General features: G+C 74.4%; 8 protein-coding genes and 1 pseudogene. 2 read left to right on the plus strand and 7 right to left on the minus strand.

The window, feature by feature from the left end; all coding sequences use genetic code 11:
* Positions 1 to 14: 14 nt before the first annotated feature.
* Positions 15 to 9,656 (minus strand): annotated as a pseudogene (locus ACIQCH_RS09775) (amino acid adenylation domain-containing protein); the annotation flags it as partial.
* 387 nt (positions 9,657 to 10,043) lie between these two features.
* Between ACIQCH_RS09775 and ACIQCH_RS09780 the strand changes: the two are divergent.
* Positions 10,044 to 10,853: a hypothetical protein gene (locus ACIQCH_RS09780; RefSeq protein ID WP_402579801.1), complete on the plus strand. Its 810-nt coding sequence runs from the start codon at positions 10,044 to 10,046 to the stop codon at positions 10,851 to 10,853.
* 172 nt (positions 10,854 to 11,025) lie between these two features.
* Positions 11,026 to 12,399, plus strand: a complete 1,374-nt coding sequence (locus tag ACIQCH_RS09785) for an MFS transporter (RefSeq protein WP_402579803.1) — start codon at positions 11,026 to 11,028, stop codon at positions 12,397 to 12,399.
* Between the two features lie 363 nt (positions 12,400 to 12,762).
* Here ACIQCH_RS09785 and ACIQCH_RS09790 read toward each other — a convergent pair whose 3' ends face one another.
* The 6 genes from ACIQCH_RS09790 to ACIQCH_RS09815 all read right to left on the minus strand — a co-directional run bounded on the left by ACIQCH_RS09790 (position 12,763) and on the right by ACIQCH_RS09815 (position 20,131).
* Positions 12,763 to 13,788 carry a methyltransferase gene (locus ACIQCH_RS09790; protein ID WP_402579805.1) on the minus strand — a complete coding sequence of 342 codons (1,026 nt, stop codon included), beginning with the start codon at positions 13,786 to 13,788 and terminating at the stop codon, positions 12,763 to 12,765.
* A gap of 239 nt (positions 13,789 to 14,027) precedes the next feature.
* Positions 14,028 to 15,104, minus strand: coding sequence for a hypothetical protein (locus tag ACIQCH_RS09795; RefSeq protein WP_402579807.1), 1,077 nt, complete (start codon positions 15,102 to 15,104; stop codon positions 14,028 to 14,030).
* A 263-nt stretch (positions 15,105 to 15,367) separates the two neighbouring features.
* Positions 15,368 to 16,030, minus strand: a complete 663-nt coding sequence (locus tag ACIQCH_RS09800; RefSeq protein WP_402579809.1) for a deoxynucleoside kinase — start codon at positions 16,028 to 16,030, stop codon at positions 15,368 to 15,370.
* Between the two features lie 507 nt (positions 16,031 to 16,537).
* A complete protein-coding gene (locus ACIQCH_RS09805) occupies positions 16,538 to 18,088 on the minus strand; it encodes a M12 family metallo-peptidase (protein ID WP_402579811.1) in 1,551 nt (516 codons plus the stop codon).
* A gap of 100 nt (positions 18,089 to 18,188) precedes the next feature.
* A complete protein-coding gene (locus tag ACIQCH_RS09810; RefSeq protein ID WP_402579813.1) occupies positions 18,189 to 19,421 on the minus strand; it encodes a D-alanyl-D-alanine carboxypeptidase family protein in 1,233 nt (410 codons plus the stop codon).
* Positions 19,422 to 19,573: 152 nt separating this feature from the next.
* Complete coding sequence (locus ACIQCH_RS09815) at positions 19,574 to 20,131, minus strand: DM13 domain-containing protein (RefSeq protein WP_402579815.1); 558 nt, start codon at positions 20,129 to 20,131, stop codon at positions 19,574 to 19,576.
* Positions 20,132 to 20,278 lie beyond the last annotated feature (147 nt).

Here is a 20,278-nt window from a genome sequence, read left to right on the forward strand (position 1 = left end):
AGCTCGCGCTCGGCGGGGGTGAGGACGTCTCCGCTGCCGACGGGCCGTTCGGGGTGGGCCACGAGCTCCGCCAGCAGCCTCCCGAAGCGGTCCGCCAGCCCCTGGGCGGTCGTACGGTCGTACAGGTCGACTGCGTAGTCGAGGCTGACGTCGATGCCGCCGGGGCTGCCGTCCTCGGCCCGGTGCTCCGCGACGTCGAAGGTCAGGTCGAACTTGGCGACGGGGAACTCGGGGGGCAGCGCCTCCGACTTCAGCCCGTCGACGCCGAACCGGATGTCGGCCGTGTCGCGGTAGGCCAGCGCGACCTGGAAGAGGGGGTGCCGGGCGCGCGAGCGGGCCGGGTTGAGCGCCTCGACCAGGACGTCGAAGGGCAGGTCCTGGTGCGCGTAGGCCGCCAGGTCGGTGGCCCGTACCCGCTCCAGCAGCTCGCCGAAGGTCGGGTTGCCGGACGTGTCGGTGCGCAGCACCAGCGTGTTGACGAAGAACCCGACCAGGTCGTCGAGGGCCTCGTCGGTGCGGCCCGCGACGGCGGAGCCGAGCGGGATGTCGGTGCCGGCGCCCAGCCGGGTCAGCAGCACCGACAGGCCGGCCTGCACGGCCATGAACACCGTGGATCCGTACTGCCGGGCCACGGCGACCAGGCGGCGGTGGGTGTCGGCGGGGATCCGTACGGCCACCGAGTCGCCGCGGTGGCTCGGCACGGCGGGCCGGGGCCGGTCCCGGGGCAGCTCCAGTTCCTCCGGTACGCCGGCCAGCGCCCCGCGCCAGTAGGCCAGTTGCCGCCCGGCGAGGGTGTCCGGGTCGCGGACGTCGCCGAGCAGCTCGCGCTGCCAGCGCGCGTAGTCGGCGTACTGGACCGGCAGCGGGGCCGGGTCGGGCGCGCCGCCGCCCGCCCGGGCCGCGTAGGCGGCGGCCAGGTCGCGGCCCAGGGGCTCCATCGACCAGCCGTCGCCGGCGATGTGGTGCAGGACGAGCAGCAGCACCGACTCCTGGGCACCGGACCGGAACAGCCAGGCCCGCAGCGGCAGGTCCTCGGCCAGGTCGAACGTGCGCAGGGAGGCGGCCGTGACGGCCTCGCGCAGCGCGTGCGGGGCGACGAAGGAGACGGTGAGCTGCGCGGCGGCCTCGGCGGCGGGGCGGACCACCTGCACCGGCTCCCCGTCCACCTCCCGCACCACGGTCCGCAGGCTCTCGTGCCGCTCCACCACGTCCGCCAGGGCGGCGCGCAGGGCGGTCGCGTCGACCGGGCCGCTCAGCCGCAGGGCCAGCGGGATGTGGTAGGCCGTGCTCGGCCCCTCGACCTGCGCCAGGAACCACAGCCGGCGCTGCGCGAAGGACAGCTCGACGGGCCGGTCCCGCTCCTCGCGGGCGCGCAGGGCCGGCCGCCGCCCGCCGGCGGCACCGCGCGCCGCCAGGGCCGCCACCCCGGCCGCCGTCGGCGCCTCGAACAGCGCGCCGACCCCCAGGTCCACGCCCAGCACGGCGCGGATGCGGTTGACCAGCCGGGTCGCCAGCAGGGAGTGGCCGCCCAGGTCGAAGAAGTCGTCGTGGACGCCGACCGATTCCAGGCCGAGGACCTCGGCGAACACCCCGCACAGGATCTCCTCCTGCGGGGTCCGGGGGGCCTCGCCGGTGCCGGCGCCCGGCAGGTCGGGGACGGGCAGCGCCGCGCGGTCCAGCTTGCCGTTCGGCGTCAGCGGCAGGGCGTCCAGCACGACCACGGCCGAGGGCACCATGTAGTCGGGCAGCACGCCGGACAGCCCGCGCCGGATCCGCTCCGGGTCGGCGACGGCCCCGTCGGCGGGGACGACGTACGCGACCAGCCGCCTGTCGCCCGGCCGGTCCTCCCGTACGACGGCCTTGACCTGGGCCAGGGCGGGGTCGGCCGCGAGCGCCGTCTCGATCTCGCCGAGTTCGACGCGGAAGCCGCGGATCTTCACCTGCTCGTCGGCCCGGCCGACGAAGTCCAGCTCCCCGTCCGGGGTCCAGCGCACCAGGTCGCCGGTGCGGTACATGCGGCTGCCGGCGGGCCCGAAGGGGTCGGCCAGGAACCGCCCGGCGGTCAGGTCGGGCCGGCGGACGTAGCCGCGGGCCAGGCCCTCGCCGGCCAGGTACAGCTCGCCCGCGACGCCGACCGGGACCGGCTGGAGCCGGCCGTCCAGGACGTACGCGCGGGTGTTCCACAGCGGGGCGCCGATGGGTGCGGCGAAGGCGTCCGCACGGCCGGCCGCGGAGCCGAGCCGGGCGGTGGTGGAGGTGCACGAGACCTCGGTCAGGCCGTAGACGTGCACCAGTCGGGTCGGCTGCTCCTCCCACATGCGCAGCCGGTCGGGCAGGATCCGCTCGCCGCCCATGGCCACGAAGCGGAAGGAGTCGGGCAGTCGCCGGCCGGTGGTGTGCAGCTCGTGGGCCCACTCCAGCCAGTAGGCGGTGGTGAGTTCGAGGCCGGTGATGCGGTGCCGCTCGACGTATCCGGCGAGGTCGGCGCCGGGTTCGAGCACGGGTTCGGCGGGGACGACGACGGCCGCGCCCGCGGCGAGGGTCGGCAGCAGCTCCTCGACGAGGACGTCGAAGCCGGGCGAGGCGACCTGCAGGATGCGGTCGGCCGGGGTGAGCGCGAAGGCGTCGAGCATGGTCAGCGTGTAGTTGAGCAGGCCGCGCTGGGTGAACATGACGCCCTTGGGGCGGCCGGTCGAGCCGGAGGTGTAGAAGGCGCAGGCCAGGTCGTCGCCGCGGACCCGGGCGGGCCGGTCCTGCTGCTCGTCGTCGGCCGCGGGAAGGTCGTCGAGGCGAAGTACGTTCCGGCCGGCGAGTACCTCGGCCAGCGGGCCGGACGGAGCCCGCGGGGTCAGGACCACCGCGGGCGCGACGTCGTCGAGGATCGTGCCGATCCGGCCCGCCGGCAGCTTCGGGTCCAGGGGCAGGAACGCGGCCCCCGCCCGCAGGGCGGCGCACACCGCGACCACCAGGTCCGCGGACGGCTCCAGGACGAGCGCGACCACGTCGCCCACGCCGGCGCCCCGCGCCCGCAGGGCCGCGGCCAGGTGCGCGGCCGCACCGGCCAGCTCCCGGTGGCTCAGCCGGACCTCGCCGTGCTCGACGGCCGTGGCCCCGGGGGTGCGGGCCGCCGCGGCCTCGACGAGCGCGTGGACGGTCGTGTCGGGCAGCGGGCGGGCGGTGTCGTTCCAGGTGCCGAGCACCAGCCCCCGCTCGGCCGGCGTGAGGATGTCGACGGCGCCGATCGCCAGGTCGGGCGCCGCCGAGAAGCGGTCGAGCAGGTGGGCGAACCGCTCGGCCAGGCCCTCGACCGTGGTGCGGTCGAAGAGGTCGACGGCGTACTCGAACTCGATGCGCAGCCCCTGCGGCGTGCCGTCCTCGGCGGAGTGCTCCACGAGGTTCAGGCACAGGTCGAACTGGGCACCGGTCAGCAGGGTCTCGGCGCCGCGCACGGTGACGTCGTCGCCGAGGGTGAACCGCGCCCCGGCGTTGTTCTGCTGCACGAGCGCGATCTGGAACAGCGGGTGACAGGACCGGGACCGGGGCGGGTTGAGGGCCTCGACCAGCCGGTCGAAGGGCAGGTCCTGGTGGGCGTACGCGGCCAGGTCGGCGGTGCGCACGCGTTCCAGCAGCTCGCCGAAGGACGGGTCGCCGGAGGTGTCGGTGCGCAGCACCAGCGTGTTGACGAAGAACCCGACCAGGTCGTTCAGGGTGTCGTCGCCCCGGCCCGCGACGAACGAGCCCAGCGGGACGTCCGTGCCCGCGCCGAGCCGGGTGAGCAGGACGGACAGTCCCGTCTGGACGGCCATGAACAGGGTGGCGCGGTGCTCCCTGGCCACCGCGCGCAGCCTCCGGTGGACGTCCGCGGGGACGTCCAGGGGCACGACGTCGACCCGGTGGGTCGGCACGGCGGGGCGGGGCCGGTCCCGGGGCACTTCCAGTTCCTCGGGGAGTCCGGCCAGCGCCTCGCGCCAGTGGGCGAGTTGGCGGCCGGCCAGGGAGTCCGCGTCCGCCTCGTCGCCGAGCAGTTCGCGCTGCCACAGGGCGTAGTCGGCGTACTGGACGGGCAGCGGCGGCCACTGCGGCGCGGTGCCGGCCAGCCGGGCCGCGTACGCCGCGCCCAGGTCGCGGGCGAGCGGGGCCAGCGACCAGCCGTCGCCGGCGATGTGGTGCAGGACCAGCAGCAGGGTGCTCGTGTCCGGGCCGGTCAGCAGCAGCCGGGCCCGCAGCGGCAGGTCCGCGGCCAGGTCGAAGGGGAGGGCGGAGGCGGCGGCCACCGCGGCGGGCAGCTCGTCGGCGGGCACGTCGGCAGCCGTCAGGTCCACGGTCACGGCGTCGGCGGGCAGCACCACCTGCACGGGCTCGCCGCCGGCCTGGCGGAACACCGTCCGCAGGCTCTCGTGCCGCCCGACGACGTCCGCCAGCGCGGCCCGCAGCACGGCCTCGTCCACGGCGCCGCCCAGCCGCAGGGCCAGCGGCACGTTGTACGTGGCGCTCGGCCCCTCCATCTGGGCCAGGAACCACAGCCGGCGCTGCGCGAAGGACAGGCCGACGGGCTCGTCCACCGCCGCGCGCGGCAGCAGGGCGGGGCGCGCGTCCCCGCCGGTCAGGCCGCGCGACACGGCGGCGGCGACGCCCGCGACCGTGGGGGTCTCGAAGAGCGCCCCGACGCCGAGCTCGGCGCCCAGCACCGCACGGATCCGGTTGACCAGCCGGGTGGCCAGCAGGGAGTGGCCGCCGAGGTCGAAGAAGTCGTCGTGGACGCCGACCCGGTCCAGGCCCAGCACTTCGGCGAACAGCCCGCGGAGCACCTCCTCCTGTTCGGTGCGCGGGCCGTCGTCGGAGACCTCGCCGGAGAGGTCCGGCGCCGGCAGGGCCCGGTGGTCCAGCTTGCCGTTCGGGGTCAGCGGCAGCGCGTCGAGCACGACCACGGCCGAGGGCACCATGTACTCCGGCAGGATGCCGGACAGCCGCCGCCGGACGGCCTGGGCGTCCGCGGCCGTGCCCGCCGCGGGGACGACGTACGCGGCGAGCCGCTTGTCCCCCGGGCGGTCCTCGCGGGCGATGACGGCCGCCCGGGCGAGGGTCGGGTCGGCGGCCAACGCGGCCTCGATCTCGCCGGGTTCGATCCGGAAGCCGCGGATCTTGACCTGCCCGTCGGCCCGCGCCACGAAGTCGAGCTCGCCGTCCGCGGTCCAGCGGACCAGGTCGCCGGTCCGGTACATCCGCTCCCCCGGCTCCCCGTACGGGTCCGCCACGAACCGCTCGGCGGTGACACCGGGCCGGTTGACGTAGCCCCGGGAGACGCCGCTGCCGGCGACGTACAGCTCGCCGGTGACGCCTACGGGGACGGGCTGCAGGTACGGGTCCAGGACGAGGGCCCGGGTGTTGCTGCGGGGGGTGCCGAGCGGGACGCTCGCGCCTTCGAGGGCCTCGGCGTCCACCGGCCGCCCGGTCGCGAGCACGGTGCACTCGGTGGGTCCGTAGACGTTCAGGAGCCGCAGGGCGGGGCCGGCGTGCGCGAGCACGCGGCGCATCGCGTGGGCGGATGCCGCCTCGCCGCCCGACACCACCTTGGCGAGGCCGCCGACGGTCTCGGGGATCTCCTCGGCGAGCAGGTTGAACAGCGAGGTGACCAGGAGCGCGCCGGTCACCCGGTGCTCGGTGATCAGGCGGGCGTACGTCGCGGTGTCCAGCTGTCCGGGCGGGGCGACGACGATGCAGCCGCCGGTCAGCAGCGGCACCCACAGCTCGTACGTCGAGGCGTCGAAGGCGTGCGCGGAGTGCAGCAGCACCCGCTCCTGGGAGCCGTCGCGCCAGCCCTGGTCGGCGGCGAAGGCCACGATGTTGTCGTGGGTGATCGCCACGCCCTTGGGCATGCCGGTCGAGCCCGAGGTGTGCAGCACGCAGGCCAGCCGGTCGGGCTGGACCGGCACGGCCGGCGCGCCGTGCGGCAGGCCCGCCAGGCCCTCCTCGCCGTCGACCACGACCACCTCGGCGCCCGCCGCGCGGGCGGCCTCGGCCGCCGGGTGGGAGGCGTTGGCGGGGTCCACCACCAGGATCCGCGCCCCGGTGTCCCGGAGGACGGCCGCGACCCGGTCGGCGGGGTACGCGGCGGGTAGCGGCAGGTACGCGCTGCCGGCCGTGACCACGGCCAGGGACACGGCGACCACGTCTTCGGAGCGCTCCATGCGCACCGCCACGGGGACCTCGGCGCCCGCGCCCGCGGCGAGCAGCCGGTGGGCCAGGCGCGCCGCCCGCCCGCCCAGTTCCCGGTACGTCAGCCGCTCCCGCCCGCCGACCACGGCCGGCGCGTCGGGCGTTTCGGCGACGCGGGCCGCGACGACCTGCGGGAGGGTGCCGCGGGCCACCGGGGCCGCGGTGTCGTTCCACTCCCGGGTGACCCGGGCCCGTTCGGCGGGGGCCAGGACGTCGGCGCGTCCGACGGGCAGTTCGGGGTGGGCCGCGAGCTCCGTGAGGAGCCGGACGAACCGGTCGGCAAGCGCCTGCACCGTGCTCCGGTTGAACAGGTCCACCGCGTACTCGAGGTCGACCCGGATGCCGGCCGGCTCGCCGCGCTCCCCGTGGCGTTCGCGGAGCTCGAGGCAGAGGTCGAACTTGGCTCCGGTCAGCGGGGGTTCGTCCTCGTGGACGGTGACGCCGGCGCCGAGGTCGAAGCGGGCCGAGGCGTTGTTCTGCAGGACGAGGGCGACCTGGAAGAGGGGGTGCCGGGCGCGGGAGCGCACCGGGTTGAGGGCCTCGACCAGCAGGTCGAAGGGCAGGTCCTGGTGGTCCTGGGCGGCCAGGTTGGTGGCCCGTACGCGCTCCAGCAGCTCGCCGAAGGTCGGGTTGCCGGAGGTGTCGGTGCGCAGCACCAGCGTGTTGACGAAGAACCCGACCAGGTCGTCCAGGGCCTCGTCGGTGCGGCCCGCGACCACGGAGCCGACGGGGATGTCGGTGCCCGCGCCGAGCCGGGTGAGCAGCGCGGACAGGCCCGCCTGCACGGCCATGAAGAGGGTGGTCCCGTACTGCCGGGCGAGCGCCTGGAGCCTGCCGTGCAGGGTGGCGTCGATCTCGACGGTCACCCGGGCGGCGAGGTGGCTCGGCGCGGCCGGCCGGGGCCGGTCCCGGGGGAGTTCGATCTCCTCCGGGATGCCGGCCAGGGCATCGCGCCAGTAGGCGAGTTGGCGGCCCGCCAGGCTGTCGGGGTCCTGGGGGTCGCCGAGCAGTCCGTGCTGCCAGCGGGCGTAGTCGGCGTACTGCACCGGCAGCGGGGCCGGGTGCGGCGCGGTGCCGCCCGACCGGGCGACGTAGGCCAGGCCCAGATCGCGCGCGAGGGGTTCCGTCGACCAGCCGTCGCCGGCGATGTGGTGCAGGACGAGCAGCAGCACCGACTCCCCGTCGCCGGACCGGAACAGCCAGGCCCGCAGCGGCAGGTCCTCGGCCAGGTCGAACGGGCGGCGGGAGGCCTCGGCCACCGCGGCGGGCAGCTCGGCGGGGACGACGTCGGCCACGGTCAGGTCGGCGACGGCCGCCTCGGCGGGCAGCACCACCTGGACGGGTTCGCCGTCGACCTCGCGGAAGACGGTCCGCAGGCTCTCGTGGCGGGCCACGACGTCGGCCAGGGCGGCCTCGAGCACGGCCTCGTCGACGGTCCCGCGCAGCCGCAGGGCGAGCGGGATGTGGTAGGTCGCGGTGGGTCCCTCCATCTGGGCGAGGAACCACAACCGCCGCTGGGCGTAGCTGAGTTCGGCGGGCCGGTCGGGCTCGGGACGCGGTCGCGGCGCCGGGCGCGCCGGCTCGCCGGCGGTGTCCGGGGACAGGGCGGCCGCGACCCCGGCGACCGTCGGCGCCGCGAAGAGGGCGGAGAGTGCCAGCTGCGCGCCGAGCACGGTCCGGATCCGGTTCGCCAGCCGGGTGGCCAGGAGCGAATGGCCGCCCAGGTCGAAGAAGTCGTCGTGGACGCCGACCCGGTCCAGGCCCAGCACCTCGGCGAACAGGCCGCACAGCACCTCCTCCCGCTCGGTGCGCGGCGCCTCGTCCGTGACGGCGGCCGCGAAGTCGGGGGCGGGCAGGGCCGTGCGGTCCAGCTTCCCGTTCGGCGTCAGCGGCAGCGCGGGCAGCACCAGCAGCGCCGACGGCACCATGTGCGCGGGCAGCACGGCCGCCAGCCGCCGTCGGATCCGGTCCGGGTCGGCCGCCGCGCCGGCCGCGGGCACCACGTAGGCGACCAGGCGCAGGTCCCCCGGCCGGTCCTCGCGGGCGACGACCGCCGCGTGCCCGACGGCCGGATCGGCCGTCAACTCCGCCTCGATCTCGCCCGGTTCGACGCGGAAGCCGCGGATCTTGACCTGCTGGTCGGCCCGGCCCACGAAGTCGAGACCGCCGTCGGCGTTCCACCGTACGAGGTCACCGGTGCGGTACATCCGCGTGCCGGGCGGCCCGAACGGGTCCGCGACGAACCGCTCCGCGGTCAGGCCCGGGCGGTCGAGGTAGCCGCGGCCCAGCTGCACCCCGGCCAGGTGGAGCTCGCCCTCCTCGCCGGGCGCCACGGGGGTGAGCGCGGCGTCCAGGACGTACAGGCGGGTGTTCCAGACGGGTCGGCCGATGGGGACGAGGCCGCCCGCGCCCGCCGCGTCCCCGGGCCGGGACTCGGCCGCGGTGACGTCGACGGAGGCCTCGGTGGGGCCGTACAGGTTGTGCAGGCGGACGCCGCCGAGCACCCGGTGGAAGCGCTCCGCCAGGGCGGCCGGCAGGCCCTCGCCGCTGCACAGCACCAGGCGCAGCCCGGTGCACGCGGCGGCGGCCGGCTCGGCCAGGAAGACCTGGAGCATCGAGGGGACGAAGTGCACGGCGGTGACCCGGCGTTCGCGGATCAGCCGGGCGAGGTAGGCGGGGTCCCGGTGCCCGCCGGGCGCGGCGACCACGAGGGCGGCGCCGGTGATCAGCGGCCAGAAGAACTCCTGGACGGAGACGTCGAAGCTCGACGGGGTCTTCTGCAGCACCCGGTCGCGGGCGGTCAGGGCGTACGCGTCCTGCATCCAGAGCAGTCGGTTGACGATCCCCTCGTGCGGGACCAGCACGCCCTTGGGGCGCCCGGTGGACCCGGAGGTGTAGATCACGTAGGCCGGGTTCGCGGGGACCGCCCGGGGCGGCAGGGGGTCGTCGGCGCGGCCGTCGAGCAGGCCGGGTGCGTCCAGCAGGACCGTCGGCGCCTGCGTGTCCGGCAGCGCCACCCCGCTCGTCGCCAGGACGCAGACGGGCCGGGCGTCGGCCAGCATGAACGCCAGCCGGTCGGCCGGGTAGTCCGTGTCCAGCGGCAAGTAGGCGGCGCCCGCCTTGTGCACCGCCAGCAGGGCGACGACCAACTCCGCCGAGCGGGGCACCGCCACGGCGACGACGGACTCGGGGCCGGCTCCGTGCTCGACCAGGAGCCGGGCCAGGCGGTTCGCCCGGGCGTCGAGCCGGGCGTACGACCACTCGCCGGCGTCGGTGAGCAGCGCGGGCGCGTCGGGGGTACGGCGCACCTGGGCCTGGAACAGATCCGGGAGGGTCGTCGGGCCGACCGGCCGCTCGGCTCCGCCGCGCCCCGCCGGGACCGCGCCGGGCCCCGAGGAGACGGAGTCCTGGGTCAGCTTCAGGTCCCGGGCGTCAGGCATTCGTCACTCCATCATGGGGTCGGCCGCACGAGCTCCCTGCACATCCTGATCCGGCATCACCATAACCAGGTTGGCATCATGCGTCTAGAAATTATGACAACCGACGATCGATTCTTTGACACAACGGTCAAGGCTTTGGTTGGGGCAGATCCGCAGCCCAGCGCGGGGAAGAGGGACGCCAACCCGCCAGATGTCCAGACTTTGGACGCTCACCTGGGCGAATCACTTGTCATTAACCCCTCACCCAATTGTCACGGGTGCTGGACACGTCCTGTCAGGCATGACTAACTTGTCACCGACGCCGCAGTCACCAGGCGGGCCCATGGGGCCGTCCGCCGCGGCAGCCGCGACGACGCCCGCCCCTTCCAGAAGGGAGCATCCCGAGCCGTGAGTACCGCACCCGCCAGCCCTCCCGCCATCCCCGAACTGTTCTCGAACGAGGTGGCCGACCGCCTGACGGAACACCACATCACGTGCTTGGCCGCGGGATCCGTCGGCTCCGTACGGATCAGGCGGTTCTTCGACCCCGCGCAGTGCCACGAGATCATGCACGCCCTGGAGACCTGCGAGATGGGCTCCTACGACGAAGTGCTCGTCCAGCCCCGGATCGCCAAACTCGGCCCGGTCGCCTACGACTTCTACGGCGACGGCAAGCTCCGCGAGGAGTACTGGGAGTACGCCGCCCAGTCCGCCCGCGCCCGCTCGACCCTGCTCGCCGGGGGCGACCCCATGGCCCTCGCCGCGGCCGAGGTGGCCCGGGCCTGGGGCGACGAGGTCCGGCCGGCCACCTCCGACGGCCGCGACATGTTCGCCGGCATCGTCCGGGAGATCAACAACGGCGCCCGGATGCACTTCGACGAGGTCATCCGGGAGTTCGCCGGGGTGCTGGACCAGGCGCCGATCGCCCAGATCGCCTTCAACTGCCACCTGTCGGTGCCGTCCGCGGGCGGCGAGGCCGTCGCCTTCCGCCGCCGCTGGCGGCCGGGCGACGAGCAGCGCCGGGACGGCTACGGCTACGAACGCTCGCTGGTCGAGGGCGAGCCGGCCGCGGTCATGCGCGCCGACCTCGGCGACGCCGTGTTCTTCGACCCGCGCAACTACCACCTCGTGGAGCCCGTCGAGGGCGCCGGCCGCCGCGTCACGCTCTCCTTCTTCATCGGGGTCACGGGGCGCGGCCCGCTGTGCCTGTGGTCGTAGCCGCTCGGGCCCTGCCCGCCGGGAAACCAGGAACGACCGCGCAGCACCACGCGTACCTCACCGACACCTACGCGACCGAGCGCGCCACCACGGTGGCGCGGTCCGGCCGCCACGGGCACGCGCCCGCCGGGGCGGTCCCCGCCCCTTCCGAGGACAGGGAGACCGAGCGCAGATGAGCCAGTCCGAGACCGAACCACGCGAGGTGCCCCCGGGGCCCCCGGGGCAGGACGACGGGTCGGGGCCGGCCGCGGGGACCGCCCGCGACCGGCCCCCGCTCGTACCTCTGCGCCGCAACTGGCGCTTCCAGCTGCTCTGGGTCGGCGCCACCAGCACCACGCTCGGCGTGGAGGCGGCCGACGTCGCCTACCCCCTGCTGGTGCTCGCCCTGACGGGGTCCCCCGCGCTGGCCGGTCTCTTCGGCTTCACCCAGCTCGTCGTGATCCTGCTCTTCGGGCTGCCCATCGGGGTGCTCGCCGACCGCTGGGACCACCGCCGGGTCCTCATCGGCGCGGAGGCGGCCCGGGCCGTGGCCACCGCCTCGGTGGCGGTCGCCCTGGCCATGGACCGGCTGACCGCCGTCCATCTCCTGCTGGTGGCCGTGGTGTTGGGCGTGGGGACGGCGTTCGGCGGCCCCGTGCGCATGCTGCTGATCCGCGCCGTGGTACCTGACGAGCAACTGACCCAGGCGCTCACCCAGGACGAGGTGCGCGAGGGCGCCGCCGGGCTGCTCGGTCCGGCGGTGGGCGGCGCGCTGTACGGGGTCTCGCGCGTGGTCCCGTTCGTGGCGTGCGCCGTCACGTTCTCGGTGTCGCTGCTGTGCGCCCTGTTCGTACGGGTCCCGCCGCGCACGAAGGAGCCGGCCGTCGACGCGGGGGCCGGGGCGGGGACCGAGGACGGTGCGGGGACCGAGGACGGCGAGGAGCGCGGTGCCGCGACCGCCGAGGAGTCGGGGGGCGCCTTCGCGGGCGTGCTGGAGCTGGTGCGGCAGCCCGCCCTGCGCGGCTCCCTCCTCCTCGTCGGCACCTTCTACCTGGTCCTCACCGCGGTCACCCTGGCCGTGGTGGTGAAGCTGCAGGCCCAGGACACGCCACCGGGCCTGGTGGGCTTCGCCCTCACCGGCAGTGCGGTGGGCATGCTGCTGGGCTCGCTGCTGGTCAAGCGGCTGCACGGGTGGATGGCCCCGGGCCGGCTGCTGCTGCTCGTCTCGGTGGTCGCGGCCGTCTGCGTGACGCTGCTGGCGGCGCCGTTCGCCTGGTGGTGGGTGTTCGGCGTACTGGTCGTCGCGACGCTGACGACGCCGGCGCTGCGGGTCCTGATCGACATCATGATCCTGCGCCAGGTGCCCGCGGACCGGCGCGGCCGGACGATCGTCGCCACCATGACCGTCCTGCAGTGCGGCCCGGCCGCGGGCACCCTCGGGGCCGGCCTGCTCCTGCAGTTCGCCGGCACCACCGGGGCGATCCTCGCCCTGGGCGGCCTGCAGGCCGTGGTCACCCTCGTCGGACTGGCCGACCGGGGCGTGGCCGCGGCTCGCTGGCCGGAGTGACCCCGCCGGGCCCCGTACGGCGCGCCGAGGCACCCGTACGCGGCACGCGACGACGCCCGCGCTCCCCTACGGAGCGCGGGCGTCGCGCGTTCGCGGACGTCCTCGCCGCCCGTGCGCGGTCCTGACACGTCGGCCCCCTCGACGGGGTCGTGGCGCGCCGGGGGGCGGAGCGGACCGGGGGGGCGGAGCGGACCGGGGGGCGGAGCGGACCGGGGGGCGGAGCGGACCGGGGGCACCGTCGGTCGGGGTCCCCGGACGGACGGACGGAGCGGACCGGAGGGCACCGAAAAGGGCGTGGCCTCCGGGCGGAACCCTTCGGTTCCTGCTCGGCGGCCACGCCCGTGTCCGGTGCGGCGGTTCCCGCTAGCGGGTGGCCACGAAGAGGCGTCCCGTGGGGAAGCCCAGCTCCACGGTCCGCACCTCGTTGAAGCCGGCGCCGCGCAGTTTGGCCTCCCACTCCTCCTGGGTGAGGAGCTTCCGCTTCATGAACTGGCGGTGGTAGTAGGTGACGATGGCGCTGAACCGCCGCTCCCGCTCGTTGCGGAGGTATGGCACGGCGTCGGTGATCGCCATGATGCCGCCCGGCCGCAGCGCCTCACGGCAGTTCGCGAGGACCGCGTCGGCGACGTGCTCCTCCTCCGGCATCATGTCGTGGAAGACGAAGCCGGCGTGGATGACGTCGCTGCCCTCGACCGGTGACGGGTCGGTGGCGATCGACTGGATGGTGCGTTCCACGACCGTCAACCGGTCGGCGACCCCGGCCTGTTCGGCCGCCAGTCGGGCGGCGCTGCAGGACGGACCGTCCAGGTCGAGCCCGACGCCGGAGCAGCCGGGGAGTTCCTGGAGCACCTCGATGAGCAGCCGGCAGGTGCCGGCTCCCAGGTCCGCGATGCGCTCCGGCTTCGCGTCGAAGATGGTCTCGAGGGCCGCGGGGTAGAACGCCTTGGAGCCCATCCACTGGGAGCTGACCGCGACCTGGCGGCCGTCGCGGATGTACGCCCCGCTGGCCTTGCCCGGGTCGGACAGGTAGGCGCGGGCGTTCTCGATGAACGGACGGTTGGCGTTCATCACCCAGGACACGTAGCCGGCCTGGTGCTGGATGCGGTCGAAGTCCGGGGCGGTCACGAAGTGGCCCGCGCCGGAGGGGCCGTGGGTGATGATGCCCGCGGACTCCATCGCCTCGAGGTAGTCGGTGACGCCCTGCTCGGGCAGGCCGGTGTGCGCGGCGAGTTCCCCGACGCTGAATTCCTTCCCCGGAATGATCACGTCGAGGACGCCGAGGCGGTCCCCCATTTCGAGCAGAGCCGCCGCTGCCGCGATCGCGGGCGCGTCACCGCTCGCCACGACCTCGTCCGCCAACCGACGATTGCTCGCGCTCTCAGATGTCACGATTTTCACCCTCGTTCCAGAGTCACTGACCGCTGACTTGAAGCCACCCGTGGATCGTCACGTGTGGTTGAGCGACCCATCGCAGATCTGCGGGCTCACGCTAACCAGCCATGACAGATCATGTCCAGCGTTATGACAGCTCTCAACTCGCGAGATGACAAGAGAGTCAGGATTGCTTGTCATGAGGGGGCCCTCGTACGCCGGGGGCGCAGCGGTCACGGGGCGGAACCGTCAACCCGTCAGAAGCACTGCGCGTAGTACTTCTTGATGTTGGGCAGCGACTCCAGGTCCGCCCGCCGGCCCGGGTGGTGGGCGAGCAGGTACCGGATCCGGTCCACCAGATCGGTGCCACCGGGCTTGAACGAGGCCGCCTTGAGGATCTGGCAGAAGTCGGCGATGTGCCCGAGGTGGACGTGCTGCGCCGCGAGCGGGCAGAGCCGGGCGGCCACGTCGGCCCGCCACTGCGCCGGCATGGCGTCGGGCTTGCAGTCGACCCCGTCCACGCCCTTCAGCCAGGCGCTGCCCACGATCTGCGCCGAGTGGACGTTCTGCCCGATCGTGGCGGATCCACCGGCGGGCAGGCGAACGACGCCCTGTGTGCTGAGCGTCGGCATCAGCGACTCGACCCAGCCGGCCGTGCAGTACGAACCGCCCCACACGATCGACGCGAAGGCGCCGCTCCTGGTGATCGCCCGGACGATCCCCGCGGGCTGGTCCAGGGTCCCGTACGTGCTCTCCCAGGCGGTGGCGCCCGGCACGCTGCAGGCGTCGTACCCGCCCGTCGGGGCGGCGACGATGCCGACGACGTGCTGGACCGTGGCGTCCTGCCCGCCCTGGCGCAGCCAGAGCTTGAACGCGTGCTGCGCGGCGGCGACGTACAGCGCGCCGCTGGCGTCGACGAGGATCCGCCGGCGCACCCCCTCGACGGTCCCGTGGACCGCGCCGCCCTTGTACCGCAGCGCCCCGTCGGGGCCGGTCCACAGGTGCACGGGGTTGTAGGTGCCCGGGGCCTCACCGAGCGCGAGCGAGGTCAGGCAGCTGACCGCGGCCGCCCGCAGCGTCTCGGAGGTCACGTCCTGCAACGGCTGCCGGGGCGCGGGGAAGTCGGGCTTGGCCAGGTCCACTTGGGGGAAGGCCACGAGCAGCGCCGCCCGGAAGCCCTCCCGCTCGTCCTCGAGGTCCTGCACGAACCGGCCGTACTGCTGCCCGCCGGCCATGGTCCGCAGTTCGTCGGTGATCTTCCCGGTGTCGGGCGCCTGTCCGCTCAACCAGCGCAGGAGGTTCGGGTAGGGGCTGGTCGGAGTGTGAGTGCTCATGGTCTTCCCTTCGGTCGGTGACTGCACGGTGGACCGGGTGGGGGGAGGATCGGGGCACGAGAGCCGCCCATGGGCCGCCGGAGTGGCACGCGACGGGGCGACACTTCACGCTACCGTGCGCTTTGGCACGCCGTGGCCGGTTCGGCCCGATCTCCGCGAACGCCGCCGTCATCTCTGCAAAACGCCCCCGCCACGGCCGGATCGACCGTGGCGGGGGCGGGTCTCACACGTGCGCGGAGGGGGAGAAGACCGGAGGAACCGCGTCAGCCCCGGTGCCTGACCGCGGCCAGGGCGTCCTTGACCTCCTGCACCACGCGGGCCGCGTCGTCGGGGTTGTTCACCACGTCCGTGCTGTTCATGTCGACGACGAGGACCTCGCTGGCCGAGTAGTGCTTGTGCACCCAGTCGTCGTAGCCGGACCACAGCGTGCGGTAGTACTCGACGAGGCCGGCGTCCTGTTCGAAATCGCGTCCCCGCAGGCCGATGCGGTGCAGCACCGTGTCGAAGTCGGCCTGGAGGTAGACCATCAGATCGGGCGCCTTGCGGTACGGCAGGCCGTCGATCTCGCGCATCATCTCGTTGAGCAGCCCCTCGTACACCTGCATCTCGAGGGAGCTGATCCGGCCCAGGTCGTGGTTGACCTTGGCGAAGTACCAGTCCTCGTAGATGGAACGGTCGAGGACGTTGTCGCCCTGCTTGTACGCCTCCTTGATCGAGGCGAAGCGCGTCTGCAGGAAGTAGAGCTGGAGCAGGAAGGGGTAGCGGCGCGCCTGGATCTCCTCGGGGCTCGCCGTGTAGAAGAGCGGGAGGATCGGGTTGTCGTCGACGCTCTCGTAGAAGACGTGGCTGCCGAGCTCCTTGGCGAGCAGCTCGGCCACGCTCGTCTTGCCGATCCCGATCATGCCTCCGACGCAGATCACTGCCATACCTCACTTCTCCCTGGGGTTCCTCTGTGCGCGGGCGGGCGGGCCGGCCGGCCGCCCCACACCGATGAGACGCACGCCGACGGGCACGCGATTCCCCGGGAGCTTCATGATCGGCGTCATACGGCCCCGTCCGGCCTCGGGCCCCGACGCAGGCCGCCCTCCCCCGACCGGACGGACCGACCGCTCCGCGGTCGCCCGTGCGGCGGGGAATCACCATCCCGCAGCCGCCTTGAAGCATAGGTGACGTTCCGCCCCCGGCCGTCCCTGGCCTGACCCGGCCTGGGGTGCCCTGGCCCGGGCGGGCGGCCGCGTCGGCCCCGTACGCACCGGAGGTCGCCCCCTCACGGACGAGGGGACGACCTCCGACCTGCGTGCGGCGGATGCGGACCGGCTCACGTGTGACCGGTGTCACCGCGCGGACGGGCTCGGCGCGGGCGCGAGTGGTGCCGGCTCCGGCGGTGCGGTGCGTGCTGTGCTGTGCTGTGCTGTGCTGTGCTGTCCGGCCGGCTACGGCTGCTCGATCGGGACGAACAGGGCGTTGATGGTCCGGTCGGCGTTCATGGTCAGCTGGTGGCTCGGGTTGTTGCCCTCCAGCTCGATGCCGTCGACCGCCCAGGCGTCGAACCGGAAGCCGGGATTGGCGAACGCGGTGACGGTGACCTGCGTGCCGGGGTCGTACGGGCCGAACTCGCTGACCAGGACCCTGCCCGCGCCCTCGGGGTCGTGCTGCAGGGTGAGGGAGAAGCGGTTGGTCACCGTGGAGGCGCGGTAGGCGGCCACGGTGTCGACGGTCTGCCGCGCGACGGCGGCGTTGTTGTTGTTCGCGTCACCCAGGGACTGGCCGGCCCAGGTGCGCTCGGTGTTGGAGTACGCGTTGACCACGGTGCACGCCTGGGGGCAGGCCTGGGAGTAGGCCATCAGCGTGCGGTGCAGGCCGTTGGGGGTGACCCAGCCGTAGTTGAACGTGCCCGCGGGGGTGGTCTCGTTCTGGCGCGCGAGCGTCAGGCGGTCGTGCCGCAGTCCGAGGTTGTGGCCGATCTCGTGCGCGAGGTTCTCCCAGGCGGTCACGGACCCGAGGCTGGTGACCGAGTAGGCGGCGGCGCTGGTGGTCGCGGACGGCGGATCGGCCAGGTTCGCCGCCCCGGAGCTGTCCTCGAACGGGACGGCGGCGAGCAGCGCCACGAGGTCGGCGCCGTAGGTCTGCCGCTGGGCGGCGGCCGTGGCACCGAGGACCGTGTTCGCCGGGTTGCTGATCATGCTGAGCAGGGTGTTCACGTTCTCGCGGGGCACGTTGGTCGGCGCCGTCATGTACGTGTTGACGACGTGCACGCTGGCCGGCACGTTGCTGTTGGCGAGCGCCCTGTTGATCCCGTTCACCCCGTAGGAGATGCGGGAGAGGACCCCCTGGACGCTGCCCATGGTGGCGACCGTGGCCGGCGTGTAGGCGACGACGACGTCGATGGCGGCCGGGGCGTTGGGCGTGGCCGCCCTCAGGTCCGGCTTGGGCGGGTAGTGGGGGTGGTGCGGGCGGTGCGGCTTCTTCTCGGGCACGGTGACCGTGTCGACGCCTTGGCCGCTGGGCGGCAGTGCGAGCGCGTCGATCTCCTGGAGCTCGTACCAGCCCGGATGGTCGGCCAGTGGCTGGTACGCGTAGTCGCGGAACTCCTTCGTGATCACGCCGGACAGGGTGACCGGCCCCTTGGTGCAGGCCCCGATGACGGACACCGAGACGGTGTTCTCCGCGTTCTTCGGGTCGTGGCCGCTCCAGAACACCGTGCCGTCCGCCTCCTGGCGCTGGAAGTCCTGCACCGCGGTGAAGCCCTTGCCGCGCCCGAAGAGCGGGAACGTACGGCGCTCGGGGTCGCCCTCCTTCTGCTTGCCGCACAGGGAGCGGAACGCCTTCGCGTCCGTACGCTGCACGGCTGAGCGCACGACCCAGGGCTCGTGCTCGCCCCCGCCCGACCCGGCGGAGGCGGCGGGTGCGGTCAGGGCGAGTGACAGCGTGGCGGTGAAGGCGGTCGCCGCGGCGGAGGCGGCGAGCAGGAAACGACGGCGCATGGGGGCGTGGGCCTCTCTGTGGGGTGTGCGCCATCCATTCCGTGGCCGGGACCACGCCACACCGGTACGTCCGTCCCGCGCGGCCGACTGCCCCGACGGTTCACCCCGACGCGCGGGGAGGGCCGTCAGGAGCCGGCCCGGCGTCCGGGGCGGGCACGGGGTGCGGCCGGCGGCGTCGGAGGCGGTACGCGGCGGCGCCGGCGGCGCCGGCACCCGCGAGCAGGACCGCGGGCCATGCGTATCCGGTACCGGGGTCCGCCGGGGTCGTGGCGGCGGCCACGGGCGGCGGTTCGGTCCGCGGGCGGCCGGCCGACGGGGGCCGGAGCGATCCGACCGGGTTCACCCGTCCGGCGGCCGCGAAACCCCAGTCCAGCAGGGCCCGCGCCTCCTCGTACACCGCGAACGGGCCGCCGTGCTGGGGGTTCATGACGGTGACCAGGACGGTGCGTCCGGCCCGCCGTGCGGCCGTGACCAGGGTGTAGCCGGCGCCGGAGGTGTAGCCGTTCTTGATGCCGACGATGCCCGGGTAACGCTCGACGCCGTCCTCGCCGGTGAGCAGCCGGTTGGTGTTCTCGATGCCGTACGTCCAGCTCGGCCGGCCCGCGGCGTCCGTGTCCCCGGGGAACGCGGCGTCGGCGAGTGCCGCGTAGCGGGCGAAGTCGGGATCGGCGAGGCCGGCGCGGCCGAAGACGGCGAGGTCGTAGGCGGAGGACACCTGGCCGTCCGCGTCGTAGCCGTCCGGGGAGACGACGTGGGTGTCGGTCGCGCCGAGGGCGCGGGCCGTGGCCTGCATCCGCGCGGCCGTCGCGGCCCAGCCGCCGTTCATGGCGGCGAGGACGTGGACGGCGTCGTTGCCCGAGCTGAGGAAGACGCCCTTCCAGAGGTCCGCGACCTGATAGGTGCGGCCGGCGTCGAGGCCGACCAGACTGCTGCCCTCGCCGACGTCGGCCAGTTCGGCGCCGGTGACGGTGTGGGTGCCGGTCCGCGGGAGGCTGGGCAGGGCCGTGAGCGCGAAGAGCGTCTTCATGGTGCTGGCCGGCGGCAGGCCCAGGTGGGCGTTGTGGGCGGCGAGCACCTCGCCGCTGCCGGCGTCGGCCACCAGCCAGGACAGCGCGGACAGGTCGTCGGGCAGGGCGGGCGCGCCCTCGCGTGGCCGCAGGACGACGCCGGGGCGGTGCAGGAGGGCCGGGTCCGGCAGGGCCTCCGCCCGCGGCGGAGCGGGCTCGGCCCGGGCCGGGCCCGCGAACGCCGGCGTGAGGACGACGCTCGCACCGGCGGCCGCCAGGGCGGCCGTACGGGTAAGGAGCCTGCGCGCAGACGAACTGAGGTTCATCCGGTCACGGTAGGTAGCACCCGAGGAGCGCGCAGCCGGGCGTGGGCCGACCGGCGTAGCACCGCGGGTCGCCCCGGACTGCCGTGGGGCATCGGCGGCGCAGGCCCCGGCGCCGGACCCGGCCCCGGCGGCGCCCGCGGACCGACGGCGGGTCAGGTGCGGGCCAGCGCCGCGGCGCCGAAGGACACGTCGAACCGGTCGCACCAGATGCTGACGCTCGAGTACGTCGACCAGTCGACGTCCGGGGGCAGCGGGTAGTTCTGGTCGCCCTTGTTGCCCTTCAGCTTGGCGAGGTTGACGTACTGTCCGTCGTCGAAGAGCCCCCAGCCCGCCCTGCCCTCCTTGACGGGCGCGTCGCTCAGCCAGACGCGCACGTCGGGCCCGCTGCTCGTGTCCAGGCCTTCGAGGCGGAGCGTGTGGGTGCCGTCCGCGAGCCGGAGGATCTTCACCGTGCCGGTCGTGGCGTGCTCGTGGCTGATGAACGTGCCCCGCGCGACGGTGACCGGCCCCGACGGGGACGCAGCGGACGACGCGGAGTCCCCGACACCCGTCGCCGGCTTCGAGACCGCGGTCGAGGCGGGCAGCGCCTCGTGCACCGTCTCGTCCACCCACAGGGCCCACGGCTCGAACCACACCAGCCCGGCCGACACCACCACCAGGCCCGCCGCGACGACCGCGGCCCACCACTGCTTCCTCGTGACGCGCCCCACGACGCCCCTCCCTGCGTGCCGTCTCTTCGCCTTCGTCCGCCATCCAAGGTGATCGAGCCCCCGTCCGGCAGCCCCGGCCCGATGACGAAAGCCTTACGTCGTCGGGCCGGGGCGCGCGATCGCCGGCCGCCGGGTGGCGCGTGGCCC

Origin of the sequence: Streptomyces sp. NPDC093225 (assembly GCF_044753805.1) — a bacterium.
GTDB lineage: Bacteria > Actinomycetota > Actinomycetes > Streptomycetales > Streptomycetaceae > Streptomyces.